Origin of the sequence: Sporosarcina sp. FA9 (genome assembly GCF_051550205.1) — a bacterium.
Taxonomy (GTDB): Bacteria; Bacillota; Bacilli; order Bacillales_A; family Planococcaceae; genus Sporosarcina.
Genome location: NZ_CP188819.1, coordinates 1577580 through 1595634, shown reverse-complemented (window position 1 = coordinate 1595634; position 18055 = coordinate 1577580). Strand labels below are relative to the sequence as shown.

Here is an 18055-nt window from a genome sequence, read left to right as displayed (position 1 = left end):
CTCGGTAAATCATAACTATAAAAAATCCCTCACCCGATTATCCAGGCGGAAGGGATTCTTCATTCTGTTTAATATTACTTAATATTTTAAAGCAATATTTTTCAAGGCTGTGTAATTCCGTAGTGCTTCGATACCTTTTTCTCGACCAAATCCACTTTTCTTAAATCCGCCGAAAGGCATTTGAACACCGCCACCAGCACCATAATTATTTATGAAAATTTGACCTGCGCGGACTTTACTGGCAACACGATGAGATCTTGCGCCATCTTTCGTCCAAATACCTGTTACAAGACCATATTCTGTACCATTCGCAAGACGAATCGCCTCTTCCTCGTCCTTGAATGTGAATACGCAGACAACGGGTCCGAAAATTTCTTCTTGAGCAACATAGCTATCCGCTTGCAAATTATCGAGAACAGTCGGTTTGAAAAAGAATCCATTTTCAAGTCCTTTGTCCGTCGCTCTTTCCCCACCGATTAAGAAATCGGCATTTTCTTTTCGTGCAATCTCCATGAATTTTTCAATGCGATTGTATTGATTTTCATTCAAAATTGGACCAATATCTGAATCATCAATTCCATGACCTATCGTTAGTTTTTCAATCTTTCGGACGAGCTTTTGAACAAATTCATCTTTAATAGATTCATGAATAATCAATCTTGAACCTGCAGAACATGTTTGACCTGCATTTTGTATAATGGAACGCAAAACCCATTCGACCGCATCTTCTTGATCACAATCTTCAAATACAATATTCGGAGACTTCCCACCAAGTTCTAATGTAACAGGCGTGATGTTCTTAGCTGCCGAAGACATAACCGCCGAGCCTGTTTGGACAGATCCTGTAAATGTAATATGATCTATATCGGGATGATTTGCAAGTGCAAGTCCAGCTTCTTTTCCGTATCCCGTAACTAAGTTAAAAACACCTTTCGGCAACTTAGTACGATCAATAATTTCCGCCAACTTTAGAGCTGTTAAAGGCGTATCTTCTGCAGGTTTTGCGACCACTGTATTTCCCGTTGCAATCGCGGCTGCCGTACTTCTCGACAAAATTTGAAGAGGATAATTCCATGGAATAATATGACCTGTAACACCCACTGGTTCACGTAATGTGTAGTTAAGAATACCCGCCTGTATTGGTATTGTTTCCCCGAACATCTTGTCTGCTGCTCCGGCATAATACTCAAAATACAAAGCCGCAGCTTCCACATCTTTTCTTGCTTGGGAAATTGGTTTTCCAGTGTCCAATGTTTCCAAACGAGCTATTTCCTCTTTCTCTTTCAATAGCTCTTCAGATATTTTATAAAGAATCCGCCCACGGTTAATCGGGGCAAATGTATGCCACTCTTCCGACTCAAATGTCTCCCGGGCAACTTTTACAGCATACTCAACATCTTCTGCGACACCTCTAGGTATAGATCCTATCACTTCCCCAGTTGCAGGGTTTTTCGTTTCAATTACTTCTTTACTAACACTTTCAACCCACTCTCCATTTATATACATCAATCGTTTTTCATTCATTTTTGTTAGACACCTTTCTTATTTATAGAAGTAAATGACTTCTGCTGAATCCGGTTAAATACCTCTTCCACCATCTACGTTCAAAACACTACCTGTAATCATTGTTGCTAAATCAGAGCTGAGATAGACTATGCTATTCGCAATATCCTCAGGGGTAATAAGTCTACCAAGAGGAACACTTTTTCTGAAAATATTTTCTTTTGCATCTTCTACATCTGTGCCGGATGCTGTAAATTCACCAAGCATTTGCGTATCCGCGGGACCTGGATTAATGGCATTTACTCGAATATTATAAGGAGCCAATTCAATTGCCAATGCTTTTGTTAATGAAATCGTTGCACCTTTTGAAGCAATATATGCATTTAATCCTGGTCTTGGCCTTTCAGCTGAAATAGATGCAATATTAATGATGACACCTTGATTTTTCTCTTTCATAAAAGGAACTACTGCACGTGATGTTAGAAATACAGACGTCGTATTGATATTTAAAATGCGATACCAATCTTCCAACGTTACCTTTTCAATATCTGTTGCAGCTTGGGCAATGCCAGCAATATTGACAAGTACATCCACTTGTCCAAACGTTTCTACTGCTTGTTGAACCGCAGAATTAACGCTCTCTTCAGACGTAATATCTGTTTGAATTACGAGTAGATGTTCTTTGTATTGTTCTTTTACAGCTTGTAAGGAATCAATGTTAATATCCAGTCCCACTACTCTTCCACCGAAACCAAGAACTTTTTCAACAGTAACTCTGCCCATACCCCCTGCTGCTCCAGTAATGACAACTACTTTATTTTCCAAGTTCATTAACAATTCCTCCTTTTGTATTGATTAAAACTGTTCTTCGACCGCTTTCGCAATTGCATCCCCAAGTTGTGCAGTAGTGCTCGTACCTCCGAGGTCTGGTGTTACTATTTCTCCGTCCTTAATCACTTTTTCAATACCATTCATAATAATAGTAGCTAAATCTTCCCTACCTAGATGTTCAAGCATCATTGCAGAAGACCAAATTTGGGCAATCGGATTTGCAATGCCTTTACCAGCAATATCAGGTGCAGATCCATGAATCGCTTCAAACATTGAAGGATATTCTCTTTCAGGATTAATGTTTCCTGATGGTGAAACGCCCAAACCACCAACGAGTGCCGCACCTAAGTCTGTTAATATGTCCCCAAATAAATTTGACGCAATAACGACTTTATATGACTCAGGTTTTTGAATGAAATAAGCAGCTAATGCATCGATAAAAACACTTTCTAGTTCAATTCCTTCATAATCCTGAGCAACTTTTTCCGCAACCGTATCCCACAACTTCATTGAATGTATAATTGCATTGGATTTCGTTGCACTTGTTACTTTTTCAACATTATTTTTCTTGGCATATTCAAAAGCATATTTTGCAATTCGCTCAACACCTTGTGCCGTAATCACTGTGTTTTGAATAGCCATTTCCTGGGACTGTCCATTATAAAGACTACCTCCAATATTTGAATATTCACCTTCAGCATTCTCTCTGAAAACAACAAAGTCAATCGGTGCATCACTTTTTAATGGAGACTTTATTCCGGGTAGCTGTTTAATTGGTCGCATATTTACATATTGTTTGAACTCTTTTCGTATCGGCATTATTAGTTGCCAAATTGATATTTCATCAGGAACGCGTGAGTCACCAATCGCCCCAAATAGAATCGCATCGAATTTTTTTAATTGTTCCAATCCATTATCTGGCATCATTATGTTATGTTTCAAATAATATTCACTGTTCCAATCGAATGTTTCTAAATCTAATTTGAAGGTGTCATCCATTTTTTGCAATCGATTTAAAACTTTGATAGCTTCAACAGTCACATCCGGCCCAATACCATCACCGGGTAGAACAGCAATTTTAAATGTCGTCATACATACACCTCAACTTTTCTATACTTTATTTTTGGAGATTTACTAAAAACAAACTAATTCCGGGTAGGAACGATATGATAATGATATCCAAAATCATTACAATGATAAACGGTATAATTGCCTTTATGAGACTTTCAAACTTTGTCCCAGCAATATTGGCTGCAACAAATAAATTTATACCAACAGGTGGTGTTATGAAACCAATCGCTAAGTTGAAAATCATTATAATACCAAAATGCACTAGATCAATTCCTAAAGCACTAACAATTGGTACAAGAATTGGTGTCAAAATAATAATCGCGGCAGAAGTTTCCAAGAACACACCAACAACTAGTAATAAAGCATTAATAATTAATAAAGCAATAATCCAGTTATCCGTAACACCAAGCATTAACTCCGTTAGTTCTCTTGGAATGCGAGCTCGAGTTAAGTAATAACCAAAAGCAGAAGCACCACCGATGATGAACATAATCACTGCAGAAATAACAACTGAAGATGAGAAAATCTCTACTAAATCAGCAATTTTTATTTCTTTATACACGAACACCCCTACAATTAGACCGTACATTACCGCAACAACTGCGGCTTCTGTAGGGGTAAAATACCCACCGTAAATTCCACCTAAAATAATTACTGGCATTAGAATTGCTAATATCGCATCATATAACGCTTTCAGGAAATCTTTAAACGAGAAAGCTTCTCCGCCGCCATATCCTTTTATCAATGAAATGACATAAACAAGTATTAGTAAAGATCCTACTACTAAAAGACCAGGCAAAATACCGGCGATAAAAAGAGAGCTTATTGAAACACCCGCAGTTACACCGTATAAAACTAGTGGAACACTTGGTGGAATCATGACCCCTATTGTTCCTCCTGCAGCTTGTACCGCAGTGGAAAAACTCTTGTCATATCCTTTTTTGACCATTGCAGGTATAAGAAGTGAACCAACAGCCGCAGTTGTTGCAGCTGCTGACCCTGAAATTGCCGCAAAAAAAGCACACGCAATTATAGAAACAATTGCTAGACCACCATTAATACGACCAAACATAACATTGGCTAAATGAATTAACCTTCTAGAAATCCCCCCGTTTTCCATAAGCTTCCCAGCAAGTATGAAAAATGGTATGGCTAAAAGCGGAAAGGATGCTACTGAACTAAACATCCGTTGCATAAGTACAATCAAAGATACTTGTCCATCTACGAAAAATACAACCGCGGCAGATAACCCGAGAGCGACAGCAATAGGAACATTAATAAGAAACAGAACAAGAAGCATGATAAATAAAAGTGCTGTCATACTGTCTTACCCCCAGTCTTAATTTCTTTAGCAAATAAATGGATTAAATTGATGATCAAAAACAATCCACTAATCGGAATCACAGAATATACATATCCCATAGGAAGTCTTAGTACTGGTGTTAATTGAGTTAAAGATTGTCTAACTAAGTCGTAACCTTGAATAACCATTATGAGATAAAAAGCAATACTAGCAACTGTCGCCAAAATAAATAGCAATTGTCTAATTTTCAAAGGAAATAAATCCGTGAAAAACTCCACACCTATATGGGCTTTAAGTGACATTGCGTAAGCCGCACCCAAGAATGTTAGCCAAACTAAACAGTAAATTGCTAATTCTTCTGTCCAAGAAAGCGGCTGTCTAATTACAAATCGGAATATGACTTGCGCAAAAACAGACAATGTTAATACAGCCATAATGACATTAAGTAAATGTTTTAATGTCAAGTTCATATATCCAATAAACTTATCCACTTAAATCCCTCCCATTGAATAGAAAAAAGGAGAAACAATCTCTCCCCTTTTACTGTAGTTTTTATTTTTGTGCATCTAAAATGCGGTTCAATAACTCTTGGTACTCAATCATTGAATAGACAGGTTTAACAGCTTCTTGGAAAGGTGCAATATCAACATTTTCTACAATTTCCACGCCATTTTCTTTAAGCGATTCAAGTGATTCCTTCTCCATTTCAACGATTAACTCACGTTCCTGTGCACCGGCTTTTTGACCTTCTTCAATTACAATATCTCGGAGGTCAGCTGGAAGCTTATCGTACGTTTTTTGGCTCATCATATACATAGCAACTGAATATACGTGACCTGTAAGTGTCATGTATTTTTGTTTAGATTCATATAATTTAAACTGATCAGCAACGATAGCTGGGTTTTCTTGTGCATCTACAACACCTTGTTGTAAACCTGTTAATGCTTCTGTCCATGCCATCGGTGTCGCTAGAGCACCCATTGCTTTAAATGCAGCAATGTGTATTTCATTTTCTTGAGTTCTAATTTTAAGCCCTTTTAAATCTTCAGGTTTGTTAATGGGATGCTTACTGTTTGTAATGTGACGGTAACCATTTTCACCCCAAGACAAGCCAATGATTCCATTTTCCTTTAATTTTTCAAATAGTTCTTCACCAATTTCACCGTTTAATATTTCTACAGCAGAATCACGATCTTTGAAAAGGAATGGTACGTCAAGTACTCCTAATTCAGGAACAAAGTTCGTAACTGGTGCAGTAGATGATACTACAAGGTCTACTGTTCCAAGTGTCATACCTTCAGTCAATTCACGTTCAGCCCCAATTTCACTGTTTGCGAATACTTCAATAATAACTCGTCCATCCGTACGTTCCTTAACGTTTTCAGCCATTTCCAAAAATCCAAGATGGTATGGGTGATCGTTCGGCAAAGAGTGACCTGCTTGTAGTGTGAAAACTTCATCGTCCTTTTTTCCACTGTCCTTCGCACCATCTGATTTGTCAGAACCACATGCAGCTAGTACAAGCATGATAACCGACATTAGTGCGATAAAAATAACTTTCTTAAACATATTAAATTCCTCCCATGATTGTAATATAAAATTCAATTTCCTCTTTACAGCAAAATGTGCCACGACTTTGAATTATCTGTTTTCTGAACTCGTCAGAATATCTACCTGTATACATGGTACATAATATGTATTCTAGGCCATCTACAGAGTATGCAATATATTGCTATTGTTTTATAGTAGTGTTCACACCTTTCTAGCGTCTTTTATTATTATAGAGTCATAATTTAAAAAGTTCAATGCTTTTTTAAATTTAATGCAGAATGGTCTAATTATTTGCGTATTAATAATAAACAGATCCATTATAAAATGCTATTAAATAGCACGACCCAACAAAAATTTTCAATATACTTATTTCCCAAGTGATCAAAGTTCTCTCATCTATAAAGTATTACTTTTGGAAGTAATACTAAAAAACTGATAAAGTGAGTATACTATTTATTATCCTTATCTTAGGGAGGTATGAAAATGAATGAACAAAACAAAACGGTTATTCACTCCGTAACGTATCGATCTGTTGAGCGTACCATTGACTGGTTCGTTCAGAAACAACATCAAACAATCCATCACATTTACTTATACTCAGATACCATCACGACTACAAATAATACATTTCAGCTGGATCATGTGCATGATATTTCATATCGACCTTTTTCCAGCGGCACTGGTCTTTTCTATTTACATACAAACCAAGGCGTTTTCACATATGATATCGATATGAATCCAAAAGAGTTCATCCGTGAATACAAAAAATTACGTGATGGCGATTCCATATTCTTTTAGACCTGCAACTTACTCGTTTATTTCACGCATTTCGTTTCGTTCTTTCCTGCCGTGCATGAAATAGTACAATACAGAAGTAAATAGCATAAGTAACGCTAAAGATATATATACCTTACTAAAACCCATTTGTGTAATCATTAAACCCAAAACATATGGACCAAATCCAAGTCCGGCATCGAAAGCAAGAAAATATGTGGAAGTTGCCAATCCTAATCGATGTGGAGCCGTTAATTTTAAAGCAATTGCTTGTGTTGTAGATTGCATATTTCCTATGCCAAGACCAATAAGTACAGCCGCTATCAACAGAAGGATACTACTTTCAGCAGTACTTAATAGAAGCAAGCCTACCGCAAAGCTGACAAAAGCTGGATACATTATTAAATTCGCACCTTTAACATCCATTAAGCGGCCAGTAAATGGGCGTGAAACTAAAATTGATAAAGCATATACTAAGAAAAAGAAACTAGCTGCGCTTACTAAATTTATTTCAATTGCGTAAATTGTGATGAATGACAACACACTTGAATAAGCAAAAGCGAAAACTAGGATAACGCTCGCAATTGGCAATACTTTCGGCTCTAAAAACTGAGTGATTTTAATTCCTTTCTCTCTAACAGTGGAGGCCGGTCCATCAAGTGCTGGAACATTTATAAAAATAGAAGTGACTAACGTCAACAAGCACAGCACAAGACAAAAGGTGAAAATAACGTTAAAAGTCGTAAACTGGCTCATGAATAGTCCAAGAAATGGCCCGATTGCCATGGCTAGTGTCCCGCTCATACTGTAGTATCCAATCCCCTCACCTTTCCTTCGATTCGGAATGATTTGCGCCACAATAGTTCCAGTTGCCGTGCTTGCTACTCCCAAAGCAATACCATTAATAAAACGATTGACGAGTAAAAAAGTAATATCAATCGTAATAAAGTATTGGGCTGTTGTTAGTGTAAATAATGCAAGTCCAACAATCATAACCCGTTTACGACCAACACTATCAATTACACGTCCTGTAAATAAACGCCCCATCAATGTCCCAATAATAAATATCCCAGTAACTAGTCCTGCTTGGCTTGTAGACGCTTCAAAGATATCCACAGCATAAATGGAAATTGTCACCATCAACAAGAAGAAAATGAGTGTAATTAAGAAATTTACAGATGATATAACAATAAAATCTTTTGTCCATAACTTTGGTCTCGTTTTTTGCATTTAGAAATCCCCCAAGCATTTCTTCAAGTTAATTATTTCGAATCCTTCCATATATTACAACGTGAATATATATTGATAGGTACAACACATACTTTTGTAATCTTCCTGAAATATCGGAGTGCTATGCTGTTCCTTGGTTATCAAAAGGAGGAGCTTTATTATATGAAGAAACTTTTTCTATTACTTTCAGTAACTATGCTGTTATCTATAGGTACTGCGCTTCAAACATCCGCATCTACTTTACATACAGTGGAAAAAGGTGATACGTTATGGTCAATTTCCCAAAAAAATAACGTCTCTGTTGCAAATTTAAGGGATTGGAATAACCTTTCTAGTAATTTAATTATACCTGGTAAAGAGCTAATATTAGAAAACCCACTAAATATATCTAATTCAATGAATTCAACTGCAATAACTGTATCGGCTACTGCTTACACAGCTTTTTGTAAAGGTTGTTCAGGGGTTACGGCAACAGGAATCGATTTACGCGCAAATCCGAATCAAAAAGTGATTGCAGTCGATCCAACAGTCATCCCACTTGGTTCACGCGTTTGGGTTGAAGGATATGGTGAAGCAATTGCTGGAGACATTGGTGGAGACATAAAAGGTAATAGCATAGATGTTTTCATTCCAAATACAAAACGAGCACTAAATTGGGGAAATAAAACAGTTACAATTAAAATCATAAATTAATCTAAATAAAAGTACACTACTAAATTCGATTTTAGTAGTGTACTTTTTCTTTACAACTGCAAATCCCGCAACTGATTAATTGCATCTTGAATCACATCAGCTTTTTGAACAAGTGCCAGACGAACGAATCCAGCTCCATTCGTGCCGAAGATACTCCCAGGAACCATTATAACTCCTGTTTTCTCAATGCATTTAAAGACGAACTCTTTATCGTCCATATCATATGGATATTTAGCCCAAACGAACATTCCACCGCTTGAAGGCGTTGGTGTCCATCCGATTTCAACTAAGCCTTCCATCAATACATTATGCCGGACCGAAAACTCACTTCGCAGTCGATCCGTTATTTCTTCTGCATTATCCAATGCAACAATTGCAGCATCTTGGATTGGAGCAAAAGTGCCATAATCCAAATTGGACTTCAGTTGTTTAATGATGGAAATCATATCAGCATTACCCACGATATATGCAATTCGAGCACCGGCTAAGCTAAAGCTTTTCGATAGTGAATTGATTTCCAATCCTACCTCTAATGCACCCGGTGTAGAAAGGAAACTAACCGGCGAGGTGCCAGAAAAGTAATACTCCGAGTAGGCAGCATCATGGAGCACAATAATATTATATTTACGAGCAAATTCCACAACTTTCCGAAAAAAAGGTAGGTCGGGCATTGCTGGCACAGGATTTCCTGGTAAGTTTAAGATCATTAATTTTGATTGAAGAGCAATATCTTCTGGGATTGCATCTAAATCGGGCAAAAAATCATTTTCAGCTAATAATGGCATGTAATAAGGTACTGCCCCTGCTAGTTTTATTCCTGCATCATAAGCTACATATGCTGGATTCGTCGTTAAAACATAGTCTCCTTCATCACAAAAAGCAAATGGAAGATGAACAAGTCCCTCTTGAGACCCCATCGTCTGAATTACTTCCGTTTCTGGATTTAGTGAAACATTAGAACGTCTTTGATAATAATTAACAACAGCTTCGTTAAACCGTTTTATTCCGCCTAATGTATAACCATAGGAATCTGCCAAATAACTTTTATCAGATAACACTTTTCGAACTTTTTCATCTGGTGGTAAATCAGGACTGCCCAAACTCAAATCATAAAGGTCAAATCCAGCGGCTTTTTTGGCTTCTGCTGCGATTCTTAAATCTCCAAATATTGCTGGTGCAAATACAGACATTTTCTTAGATGCAATGATTTTCAAGTTTAATTTCCCCTTACTTATGAAAAGTTTTACTATCATCCTATCACAACTTTTCTTCTAAGTCTGTGAATACTAATACAATGAAAAATAATAAGTTGAAAATACTTTCTTCACTAGTAACAAAAAAAGAATGTATATATTTTAGAAGAGATGGTTACTACTACTCTTAAAGACATAATTCGTAGCTGCTTAGTAGTCAATTTCAATTGACATAAGAGTTTGTCTTAATATCATTCTTTTACCTACTAAGAGGAGGAAGTTTTTTTATGAAGAAACATATCTTTATTTCCGCTGCAATTGCTTTATTGTTTATAAGGGCATTTACAGCACAAGCTTCGACATTACCATTTCCAATTCATATTGAGGATTCAATCGAGCTACAATTTGAGTCGTCTACTTTTCAAACTGTAAAAGCTGGAGATACTTTATGGTCGATTGCGAGTGAAAACAACGTGATTATAGAGGATATAATTAGGTGGAATGATTTGGACTCCACTATAATTCATCCAACGCAAGAATTAATTGTTAAAAAAGGTCCTCGTTTTAGTAATGAAACTGAGAATAGCACTAAAAAGGACTTGGAAACTTATATTGTAAAACCTGGAGACACACTCTTTAATATTGCTGCAGAACATGCTTTATCTATAGATGAATTGATTAATTGGAATACAATTTCAAGTGAATTAATCATTCCAGGACAAGAGCTCGTATTAGATGGTGTAAATAATCCTTCCCATAATTCAACGCTGCAAACGATTTCAACACCTGAAAAACCTCAGGAAATCGCAAAAGTAAAAACGAAAACGACTTCACAGCCAGTTGCAAAAGCCAAAGTAACAACCGCCAACAACGGACCTGGTAAGGAAATGACAATGACCGCAACTGCTTATACAGCTTACTGTAAAGGTTGTTCCGGAACTACGTACACCGGTATTAACCTACGTACCAATCCAAACCAAAAAGTAATAGCAGTCGACCCGAGAATAATACCGCTCGGCTCTAAAGTATGGGTGGAAGGTTATGGAGAGGCGATTGCAGGGGATATCGGCAGCGCGATAAAAGGAAATATTATTGATGTCTTTATTGAACACAGGCAGGATGCACTAAATTGGGGTCGGAAAACGGTTAAAATAAAGATTTTAGAATAACAAGTACATCAAAAAAGAACAATTGATGAAATAGAATTTTCATTAACAGCCCTACTACTTATTTAACCGTTTAATCATGAGTGAAACCGGATTCTAACAGATATCCGGTTTTATTATGTTGAAAAATGATTACAAATCCACCTAGTTTTTCGGGCTTTTGTAACCATTCTTAGCACATCGTTCAATGCAAAATGAACATAAGCCATCATTAAATTTTGAATTGTAACAGCAACTATGGCAACATTAGTATAGTTGCGTAAGGATGTGAGAATAATTGAAGGATTCCCTAGATGATAAACATAATGGTGAAGATAATGAGTTTTTCGAAGAGATTGATGAAGAGGAGATGCACGAGCTCGTTTGGGAAGCACAGCGTGAAGCATTACTGAAAGCCGCCCAAGAAAAAGATCGAAAAAAAACAAAACGAAAATTCCCAAAATGGATATTTTGGTTAATGGCAATTGTACTTGGTGTCAATACATTTTCTGTTATTTTTGAAATATATTCGATTCCAGCGATTGATTTTTTACGAACGTCAGCCGAACTTTCAAGTGATGAAAACATAGCAATGTATAAAAAGTCCGTTGTTGTCATTACATCAGAAGACAGTAAAGGTACTGGCTTTTCAATATCTAGTGATGGAACCATTTTAACGAATTATCATGTCATTGAAGGAAATGAAACGGTATCTGTCTATTTTCCTGATGATGGTCGATACTCCGCCACGGTCGTAGAAACGTACCCATCTATCGATCTTGCCGTATTGAATGTAGAAGGTGAAAATTTACCCTATCTCAATCTCTCTGAGGAAAAGTCTTTCATACAAAATGAACCCATTCAATTTATTGGAAATCCTCTTCGATTTCACGGGATTGCCAATGAAGGAACGATCATTGAGCCTATTCAATTAAAAGACTGGGATGAAGAAGTCATTATGATTAAGGCACCTGTTTACCGCGGTAATAGTGGCAGTCCGATATTAAATAAAAATGGGTTGGTTATCGGAGTCATATTTGCCACATTAAATCATGATGATTTTGGAAAGGTTGGTTTATTCATTCCAATTGATTATTATTTAAGGACATTAAATAATCCAGCAAAATAAAAAGACATAAAACAAAAGAGGCTTTCCCTACCATTTTCCTTGAAAATTAGATAAAATAAAAGATAAGTTAAGGATTGTAGGAATTGGAGGCATTATTGTGGGTAATAGTAAAACTTTACAAAAAGAAGCTATGGCAATACTTAAAGAAACAAGTAGAACTTTCTACATTCCCATTACATTTTTGGATAGTACTTTAAAAAATGCTGTCGCATCTGCTTATTTATGTATGCGAGCTATTGATGAAATCGAAGATCATGAGACATTAGATGCTAAAGTGAAACAACATATTTTGCTTGAAACGAGTAAAATGTTACTAAAAGATTTTGATAAAATAGCCTTTGCACAGCTAATAGCAAAATACGAAGATCAATTGCCAGAAGTTTCAATAAGGCTTGGTGATTGGTTAGATTTTTGTCCCGTTGGTTCGCTTGAGAAAATAAAAGCTTCTACAAGTGAAATGGCAATAGGTATGGCTAAATGGGTAGAAAAAGATTGGCAAGTGAAAACAAAAGAAGATTTAGATGAATATACATATTATGTTGCGGGTCTTGTAGGAATTATGCTTTCCGATTTATGGGAGGAAAACGCGGACATTGTAACAGATCGAGATCTCGCGATTAGTTATGGACGCGGACTGCAAGCAGTTAATATATTGCGTAACAAGGACGAAGATAGCGAACGAGGGGTTCAGTTCTTTCCAGACGGTTGGACACGAGAAGATATGTTTACCTATGCTGAAGAAAACTTGGCAAAAGCGGATGAATATATAAAAAGCATTCATCACAGAAGAATCGTTCTTTTTTGTAAAGTCCCTTTAGTACTCGCACAAAAAACTATAAAAGCTTTAAAAAGCGGTAAAGTTAAAATTACAAGAGATGAAGTAGAAACAGCTGTAAAAGAAGTACAAAAAGAAGTGTAATTTATTATGTGTAAAAGACGCAACCAATTTTTCATTGGTTGCGTCTTTTACTTAGACAATTAATTAAGTTTCCATTTATTTATATCTTATTATGAGCTACTCTTTTTTGATTAATAAAGATAATAGAAGTAATAGCGACAACTAGAAAAATGATTGACATAAGTCCTAATATGGCACCGTCAATATTAATACCACCCAAAACGGTACCCATTGTTATTCCTAAAGCGCTCCCAGTTACTAGTGCCAACATTATGATTCGAATCATAATTCATCATCCTTCCAACATATTATCTTTTAATATGTACTACACTGAGAATCTTTCTCAACTCAATAATAACCCAACTGAGAAAATTTATCAATAAAAAGTTTTCACATGATTCCATTTAAGTATATGCTACTCGTAGATCTATATTCGGCGTAATCAAAACAATCAATCCCAAACGATTCTTAGCTATCAACCGATATAGTCATTACACTTCCCCACTCTTCTAAACTTATATAAATTCAGAATTACATACATACAATGATTTACCCCCTCAGTAAAACATCTTTTCGAAATACTCTTTTTGATTTATGAGTAATACTATTATTGTTAGTCATTATACTTTATAATGAAGCTATAGTTCGAATTTTGTTCGGCTGTATTTATTCAGCCCATTTTCAAATTATAATCTAATAATATGTATGAAGGGCGTGAAGTTAGGGTTGGAAAATAAGCTGAAACTATATGGCTTTAACAACCTCACCAAGACACTTAGCTTCAACATCTTTGATGTGAGCTATGCAAAAAGTGAGCGGGAGCAAAAAGATTATATTGCCTATATTGATGAGCAATATAACTCGGAACGATTAACCAATATTTTAGTGAATGTAACCGAAATTATTGGCGCAACTGTATTAAACGTGAGCAAACAAGATTATGATCCTCAAGGAGCAAGTGTAACGATTCTCATATCAGAAGAATCTATTCCAGTCGGTCTAATTGACGAATCCTGCAACCGTGGTGAAATTGATATTTTGAAGACACGTGAAACTGTTGTTGGCCATTTGGATAAGAGTCATGTCACTGTTCATACGTATCCCGAGTATCATCCAGACAACTCAATCGCGACCTTCCGTGTGGATATTGATGTTTCGACATGCGGGGAGATTTCGCCTCTAAATGCATTGGATTATTTAATAGGAAGTTTCGATTCGGATATCATCACTACGGATTACCGAGTTCGAGGTTTTACACGTGATGAAAAAGGAAAAAAACTTTTTATTGATCATAAAATGGCATCGATTCAAGACTATATCGATAAACAAACATTACAAAAATATGATGCGATTGACGTAAACGTATATCAATCCAACATCTTCCATACAAAATTACTTATAAAAGAAATTGTTCTACAAGACTATTTGTTTAACTTAGATGCTTATGAAATTCCTCCTAAGGAAAGATTACAAATTACAAATAATTTACGTAGAGAAATGATTGAAATCTTTAGTGGAACAAATATATACGAAGAACTAGAGTTACAAAAATGACACAACTCTCACAACACAAAGCACCTATTATGGAAGCATTGACCCGCTATAAATCTAAGCGGGTTGTTCCTTTTGATGTCCCTGGACATAAGCGTGGACGAGGAAATAAAGAGCTAACAGAATTTTTAGGTGAAGAGTGTCTTACTATGGATGTAAACTCCATGAAGCCTTTGGACAATCTTTGTCATCCTGTTTCAGTCATTGCAGAGGCGGAAATTTTGGCTGCTGATGCCTTTGGAGCAAAACATGCCTTTTTCATGGTAAACGGGACAACTTCTGCTGTCCAAGCAATGATTATGACTGCTTGCAAATCGGGCGAAAAGATTATTATGCCTCGTAATGTGCATCGCAGTGCCATCAATTCTCTTATTATCAGTGGTGCAATCCCAATATACGTAAATCCAGGAGTAGACAAAGATTTGGGCATTCCTTTAGGGATGAGTCTAAGTGACGTAAAACGAGCGATTGAACAAAATCTCGATGCTAAAGCTATTCTTATTAACAATCCCACCTATTACGGGATTTGTTCTAATATGAAAGCCATTACAGATCTTGCACATCAGCATGGAATGCTTGTCCTTGTAGATGAAGCGCATGGCACACATTTCTACTTTGGTAAGGATCTACCCGCCTCTGCTATGTCAGTTGGTGCTGACATGGCCTCTGTTAGTATGCATAAATCTGGAGGTTCGTTGACACAAAGCTCGTTTTTGTTAATTAATAATGATATAAGTGTTGGGTATACTAGGCAAATTATTAACTTAACCCAGACAACGAGTGGTTCTTATTTATTATTGTCATCGTTGGATATTTCAAGAAAAAATCTTGCCATAAATGGTGAAGAAATATTTCAAAAAGTATCCGATATGGCACAATACACAAGGGATGAAATCAATAAGATCGATGGATATTATGCCTTTTCTAAAGAATTACTGAATGGAGATACCATTTTTGACTTTGATGTAACCAAGCTCTCTGTCCATACTCTGGATATTGGACTTGCAGGAGTCGAAGTGTATGATATCCTTCGTGATGAGTACGATATTCAAATTGAATTTGGAGATCTAGGCAATTTGTTGGCTTATATATCCGTCGGTGATCGACATCGGGATCTTGAACGACTCGTAGCGGCATTAGCAGAAATAAAACGTCGATATGGGAAAGAAAAGAATGGTTTATTTGATCAAGAATACATTAATCCAGAGGTTGTAATGACTCCACAAGAGGCATTTTATTCGCCAAAAGATAGACTACAAATTTCGGAAAGTGCCGGAAATATTTCAAGTGAATTCGTTATGTGCTATCCCCCCGGAATCCCAATTATCGCTCCTGGCGAAAGGATTACCGAAGAGATTTTAGCTTATATTGACTATTGTAAAGAAAAAGGATGCTTCTTAACAGGAACTGAAGATAATCATATTGAATTTATTAATATAGTAAGGGAGTGCTCACAATGAACGTTTGGTACACAGAAGAACATACAACCGGAGTTCGACTATCCATGAAAATAGAACAACATCTTTACTCAGGACAAAGTGAGTTTCAAAAGATTGATGTGTTACAAACAACAGAGTTTGGTAAGCTTCTAACTCTTGACGGCTTGGTTATGTTAACAGAAAAAGATGAGTTCATTTATCACGATATGATTGTTCACGTCCCAATGGCGACAAATCCGAAAATTAAAAAGGTTTTAGTTATAGGTGCAGGCGATGGTGGTACTGTTCGTGAACTTACGAAATATGAAACGATTGAGCAAATTGATATGGTTGAGATTGACAAAATGGTTGTTGATGTCTGTCAAAAGTACATTCCTCTTACAGCTTCAAAACTAACAGATCCTAGAGTGAACCTGTTTTTTGAGGATGGACTAAAATTTGTTCGTACGAAAGAAAATGAATACGACTTAATTATCGTTGATTCTACCGACCCATTTGGTCCTGGTGAAGGACTTTTCACAAAAGAATTTTACGGAAATTGCTACAATGCCTTAAATGAAGATGGAATTCTTGTGAATCAACACGAGAGCCCGTTTTATGCAGAATACGCCCTTTCTATGCAACGTGCACATAATCGAATTGTAGAATTTTTCCCGAACTGTCATGTGTACCAAGCACATATACCCACATATCCATCAGGCCATTGGCTTTTCGGATTTGCTTCAAAGAAATTCGATCCAATTAAAGACTTGGATACCGCATCATGGAATGCTCTTGGTCTAAAAACAAAATATTATAATACTGAAATCCATGTTGGCTCGTTCGCCCTTCCAAATTATGTGAAGGAGCAACTGGAAGATGCTGAGTAAAAATATCGAAACCTTTCTTGGATGCGATAATGAGTACGAGGAATCCAAAGTCGTTATATTCGGAGCTCCTTTCGATTCGACAACTTCCTACCGCCCGGGAACACGTTTTGCGAGTAAAGCAATGAGAAGTGAATCTTTCGGGATTGAAACGTATAGCCCGTATCAAGATAAAGACTTGGAAGATATCGCAGTCTTTGACGGTGGTGATTTGGAGCTTAGTTTTGGAAACCCTGAAAAAGCACTTACTCAAATCGAAGAATATACTACACTTGTTTTAGAAGACGATAAAATCCCATGCATGATCGGGGGCGAACATTTAGTCACCTTAGGTGCAGTTCGAGCTGCTGCTAAAAAGTATCCAGATCTACATGTCATACAATTCGATGCACATGCAGATTTACGTAATGATTATCTAGGTGAATCACTATCCCATGCAACTGTAATTCATAGAGTGTGGGATATCCTTGGGGACGATAGAATCTTTCAGTTCGGTATTCGATCAGGAGACCGTAGCGAATTTCAATGGGGAAAAGGTCATGTATTTACAAACAAATTCAATTTCAATGGGTTAAATGAAATCGTTGAAAAACTTAAGGGCAAACCGATTTATTTAACAATCGATTTAGATGTATTAGACCCTTCTGTCTTCCCCGGTACAGGCACACCTGAAGCTGGTGGGGTTAGTTTCCTAGAGTTATTGCAAGCTATGCTCGATGTTAGTGAACTTAACATCATCGCATGTGATGTTAACGAATTGTCCCCTATATACGACCAAAGTGGCATCTCAACAGCTGTAGCATGCAAAGTACTACGGGAATTAATATTAATGATTTAAATCTATATATGAAAAGTGCCCATGTAAATCCAACATTTAC

At 36.6% G+C, this 18055-nt stretch carries 18 protein-coding genes; 9 read left to right on the top strand and 9 right to left on the bottom strand.

Annotated features, from left to right (window positions below; all coding sequences use genetic code 11):
* Positions 1-78 precede the first annotated feature (78 nt).
* The 6 genes from ACP8HH_RS07765 to ACP8HH_RS07740 form a co-directional block, all read right to left on the bottom strand.
* The gene (locus tag ACP8HH_RS07765) at positions 79-1524 is read right to left on the bottom strand and encodes an aldehyde dehydrogenase family protein (RefSeq protein ID WP_438318205.1); all 1446 of its coding nucleotides are present in this window, start codon (positions 1522-1524) and stop codon (positions 79-81) included.
* Positions 1525-1578: 54 nt separating this feature from the next.
* Positions 1579-2334, bottom strand: a complete 756-nt coding sequence (locus ACP8HH_RS07760) for an SDR family NAD(P)-dependent oxidoreductase (protein ID WP_438318202.1) — start codon at positions 2332-2334, stop codon at positions 1579-1581.
* A 24-nt stretch (positions 2335-2358) separates the two neighbouring features.
* Positions 2359-3426 carry a tartrate dehydrogenase gene (locus ACP8HH_RS07755; protein WP_438318199.1) on the bottom strand — a complete coding sequence of 356 codons (1068 nt, stop codon included), beginning with the start codon at positions 3424-3426 and terminating at the stop codon, positions 2359-2361.
* Between the two features lie 25 nt (positions 3427-3451).
* Complete coding sequence (locus ACP8HH_RS07750; RefSeq protein ID WP_438318196.1) at positions 3452-4726, bottom strand: TRAP transporter large permease; 1275 nt, start codon at positions 4724-4726, stop codon at positions 3452-3454.
* Complete coding sequence (locus tag ACP8HH_RS07745) at positions 4723-5199, bottom strand: TRAP transporter small permease (RefSeq protein ID WP_438318193.1); 477 nt, start codon at positions 5197-5199, stop codon at positions 4723-4725. The genes ACP8HH_RS07750 and ACP8HH_RS07745 overlap by 4 nt, the downstream gene beginning before the upstream one ends.
* Positions 5200-5260: 61 nt before the next feature.
* Positions 5261-6277: a DctP family TRAP transporter solute-binding subunit gene (locus ACP8HH_RS07740; protein ID WP_438318191.1), complete on the bottom strand. Its 1017-nt coding sequence runs from the start codon at positions 6275-6277 to the stop codon at positions 5261-5263.
* Positions 6278-6742: 465 nt separating this feature from the next.
* Here ACP8HH_RS07740 and ACP8HH_RS07735 point away from each other — a divergent pair, with 465 nt between their 5' ends.
* Positions 6743-7057 carry a hypothetical protein gene (locus ACP8HH_RS07735; RefSeq protein WP_438318188.1) on the top strand — a complete coding sequence of 105 codons (315 nt, stop codon included), beginning with the start codon at positions 6743-6745 and terminating at the stop codon, positions 7055-7057.
* Between the two features lie 9 nt (positions 7058-7066).
* On the opposite strand, the gene ACP8HH_RS07730 is transcribed toward ACP8HH_RS07735, so the two are convergent.
* Entirely contained in the window at positions 7067-8263 is a 1197-nt protein-coding gene (locus ACP8HH_RS07730; RefSeq protein ID WP_438318185.1) for an MFS transporter, read from the bottom strand.
* Between the two features lie 162 nt (positions 8264-8425).
* On the opposite strand from ACP8HH_RS07730, the gene ACP8HH_RS07725 reads away from it, so the two are divergent.
* The gene (locus ACP8HH_RS07725) at positions 8426-8956 is read left to right on the top strand and encodes a 3D domain-containing protein (protein WP_438318182.1); all 531 of its coding nucleotides are present in this window, start codon (positions 8426-8428) and stop codon (positions 8954-8956) included.
* Positions 8957-9006: 50 nt separating this feature from the next.
* Here ACP8HH_RS07725 and ACP8HH_RS07720 read toward each other — a convergent pair whose 3' ends face one another.
* Positions 9007-10170, bottom strand: a complete 1164-nt coding sequence (locus ACP8HH_RS07720) for an aminotransferase class I/II-fold pyridoxal phosphate-dependent enzyme (protein WP_438318179.1) — start codon at positions 10168-10170, stop codon at positions 9007-9009.
* A 266-nt stretch (positions 10171-10436) separates the two neighbouring features.
* Here ACP8HH_RS07720 and ACP8HH_RS07715 point away from each other — a divergent pair, with 266 nt between their 5' ends.
* From ACP8HH_RS07715 to ACP8HH_RS07705, 3 genes are all read left to right on the top strand, one after another.
* The gene (locus ACP8HH_RS07715) at positions 10437-11318 is read left to right on the top strand and encodes a LysM peptidoglycan-binding domain-containing protein (RefSeq protein ID WP_438318176.1); all 882 of its coding nucleotides are present in this window, start codon (positions 10437-10439) and stop codon (positions 11316-11318) included.
* 274 nt (positions 11319-11592) lie between these two features.
* Positions 11593-12423, top strand: a complete 831-nt coding sequence (locus ACP8HH_RS07710) for a S1C family serine protease (RefSeq protein ID WP_438318173.1) — start codon at positions 11593-11595, stop codon at positions 12421-12423.
* Positions 12424-12520: 97 nt separating this feature from the next.
* Complete coding sequence (locus ACP8HH_RS07705) at positions 12521-13342, top strand: squalene/phytoene synthase family protein (protein ID WP_438318170.1); 822 nt, start codon at positions 12521-12523, stop codon at positions 13340-13342.
* A gap of 79 nt (positions 13343-13421) precedes the next feature.
* Here the strand turns inward: ACP8HH_RS07705 and ACP8HH_RS07700 are convergent, their stop codons facing one another.
* Positions 13422-13607: a hypothetical protein gene (locus ACP8HH_RS07700; RefSeq protein WP_438318167.1), complete on the bottom strand. Its 186-nt coding sequence runs from the start codon at positions 13605-13607 to the stop codon at positions 13422-13424.
* A gap of 440 nt (positions 13608-14047) precedes the next feature.
* Between ACP8HH_RS07700 and speD the strand changes: the two genes are divergently transcribed.
* The 4 genes from speD to speB are packed head-to-tail and all read left to right on the top strand — an operon-like array spanning position 14048 to position 18015.
* On the top strand, positions 14048-14875 hold the full coding sequence (gene speD, locus ACP8HH_RS07695; RefSeq protein WP_438318164.1) for an adenosylmethionine decarboxylase: 828 nt from the start codon (positions 14048-14050) through the stop codon (positions 14873-14875).
* Positions 14872-16332 (top strand): aminotransferase class I/II-fold pyridoxal phosphate-dependent enzyme, encoded by a 1461-nt coding sequence (locus ACP8HH_RS07690; RefSeq protein WP_438318161.1) that lies wholly within the window; start codon positions 14872-14874, stop codon positions 16330-16332. Before speD ends, ACP8HH_RS07690 begins: the two co-directional genes overlap by 4 nt.
* A complete protein-coding gene (gene speE, locus ACP8HH_RS07685) occupies positions 16329-17180 on the top strand; it encodes a polyamine aminopropyltransferase (protein WP_438318158.1) in 852 nt (283 codons plus the stop codon). The genes ACP8HH_RS07690 and speE overlap by 4 nt, the downstream gene beginning before the upstream one ends.
* Positions 17170-18015 (top strand): agmatinase, encoded by an 846-nt coding sequence (speB, locus tag ACP8HH_RS07680; RefSeq protein ID WP_438318156.1) that lies wholly within the window; start codon positions 17170-17172, stop codon positions 18013-18015. Before speE ends, speB begins: the two co-directional genes overlap by 11 nt.
* Positions 18016-18055 lie beyond the last annotated feature (40 nt).

Excerpts from the sequence above, each read along its gene's own strand:
- ACP8HH_RS07725 (WP_438318182.1), top strand. The coding sequence starts at position 8,426 with ATGAAGAAACTTTTTCTATTACTTTCAGTAACTATGCTGTTATCTATA.
- speE (WP_438318158.1), top strand. The coding sequence starts at position 16,329 with ATGAACGTTTGGTACACAGAAGAACATACAACCGGAGTTCGACTATCC.
- ACP8HH_RS07730 (WP_438318185.1), bottom strand. The coding sequence starts at position 8,263 with ATGCAAAAAACGAGACCAAAGTTATGGACAAAAGATTTTATTGTTATA.
- ACP8HH_RS07690 (WP_438318161.1), top strand. The coding sequence starts at position 14,872 with ATGACACAACTCTCACAACACAAAGCACCTATTATGGAAGCATTGACC.
- speB (WP_438318156.1), top strand. The coding sequence starts at position 17,170 with ATGCTGAGTAAAAATATCGAAACCTTTCTTGGATGCGATAATGAGTAC.
- ACP8HH_RS07700 (WP_438318167.1), bottom strand. The coding sequence starts at position 13,607 with ATGATTCGAATCATAATGTTGGCACTAGTAACTGGGAGCGCTTTAGGA.
- ACP8HH_RS07750 (WP_438318196.1), bottom strand. The coding sequence starts at position 4,726 with ATGACAGCACTTTTATTTATCATGCTTCTTGTTCTGTTTCTTATTAAT.
- ACP8HH_RS07740 (WP_438318191.1), bottom strand. The coding sequence starts at position 6,277 with ATGTTTAAGAAAGTTATTTTTATCGCACTAATGTCGGTTATCATGCTT.
- ACP8HH_RS07765 (WP_438318205.1), bottom strand. The coding sequence starts at position 1,524 with ATGAATGAAAAACGATTGATGTATATAAATGGAGAGTGGGTTGAAAGT.
- ACP8HH_RS07715 (WP_438318176.1), top strand. The coding sequence starts at position 10,437 with ATGAAGAAACATATCTTTATTTCCGCTGCAATTGCTTTATTGTTTATA.
- ACP8HH_RS07760 (WP_438318202.1), bottom strand. The coding sequence starts at position 2,334 with ATGAACTTGGAAAATAAAGTAGTTGTCATTACTGGAGCAGCAGGGGGT.
- ACP8HH_RS07735 (WP_438318188.1), top strand. The coding sequence starts at position 6,743 with ATGAATGAACAAAACAAAACGGTTATTCACTCCGTAACGTATCGATCT.
- ACP8HH_RS07755 (WP_438318199.1), bottom strand. The coding sequence starts at position 3,426 with ATGACGACATTTAAAATTGCTGTTCTACCCGGTGATGGTATTGGGCCG.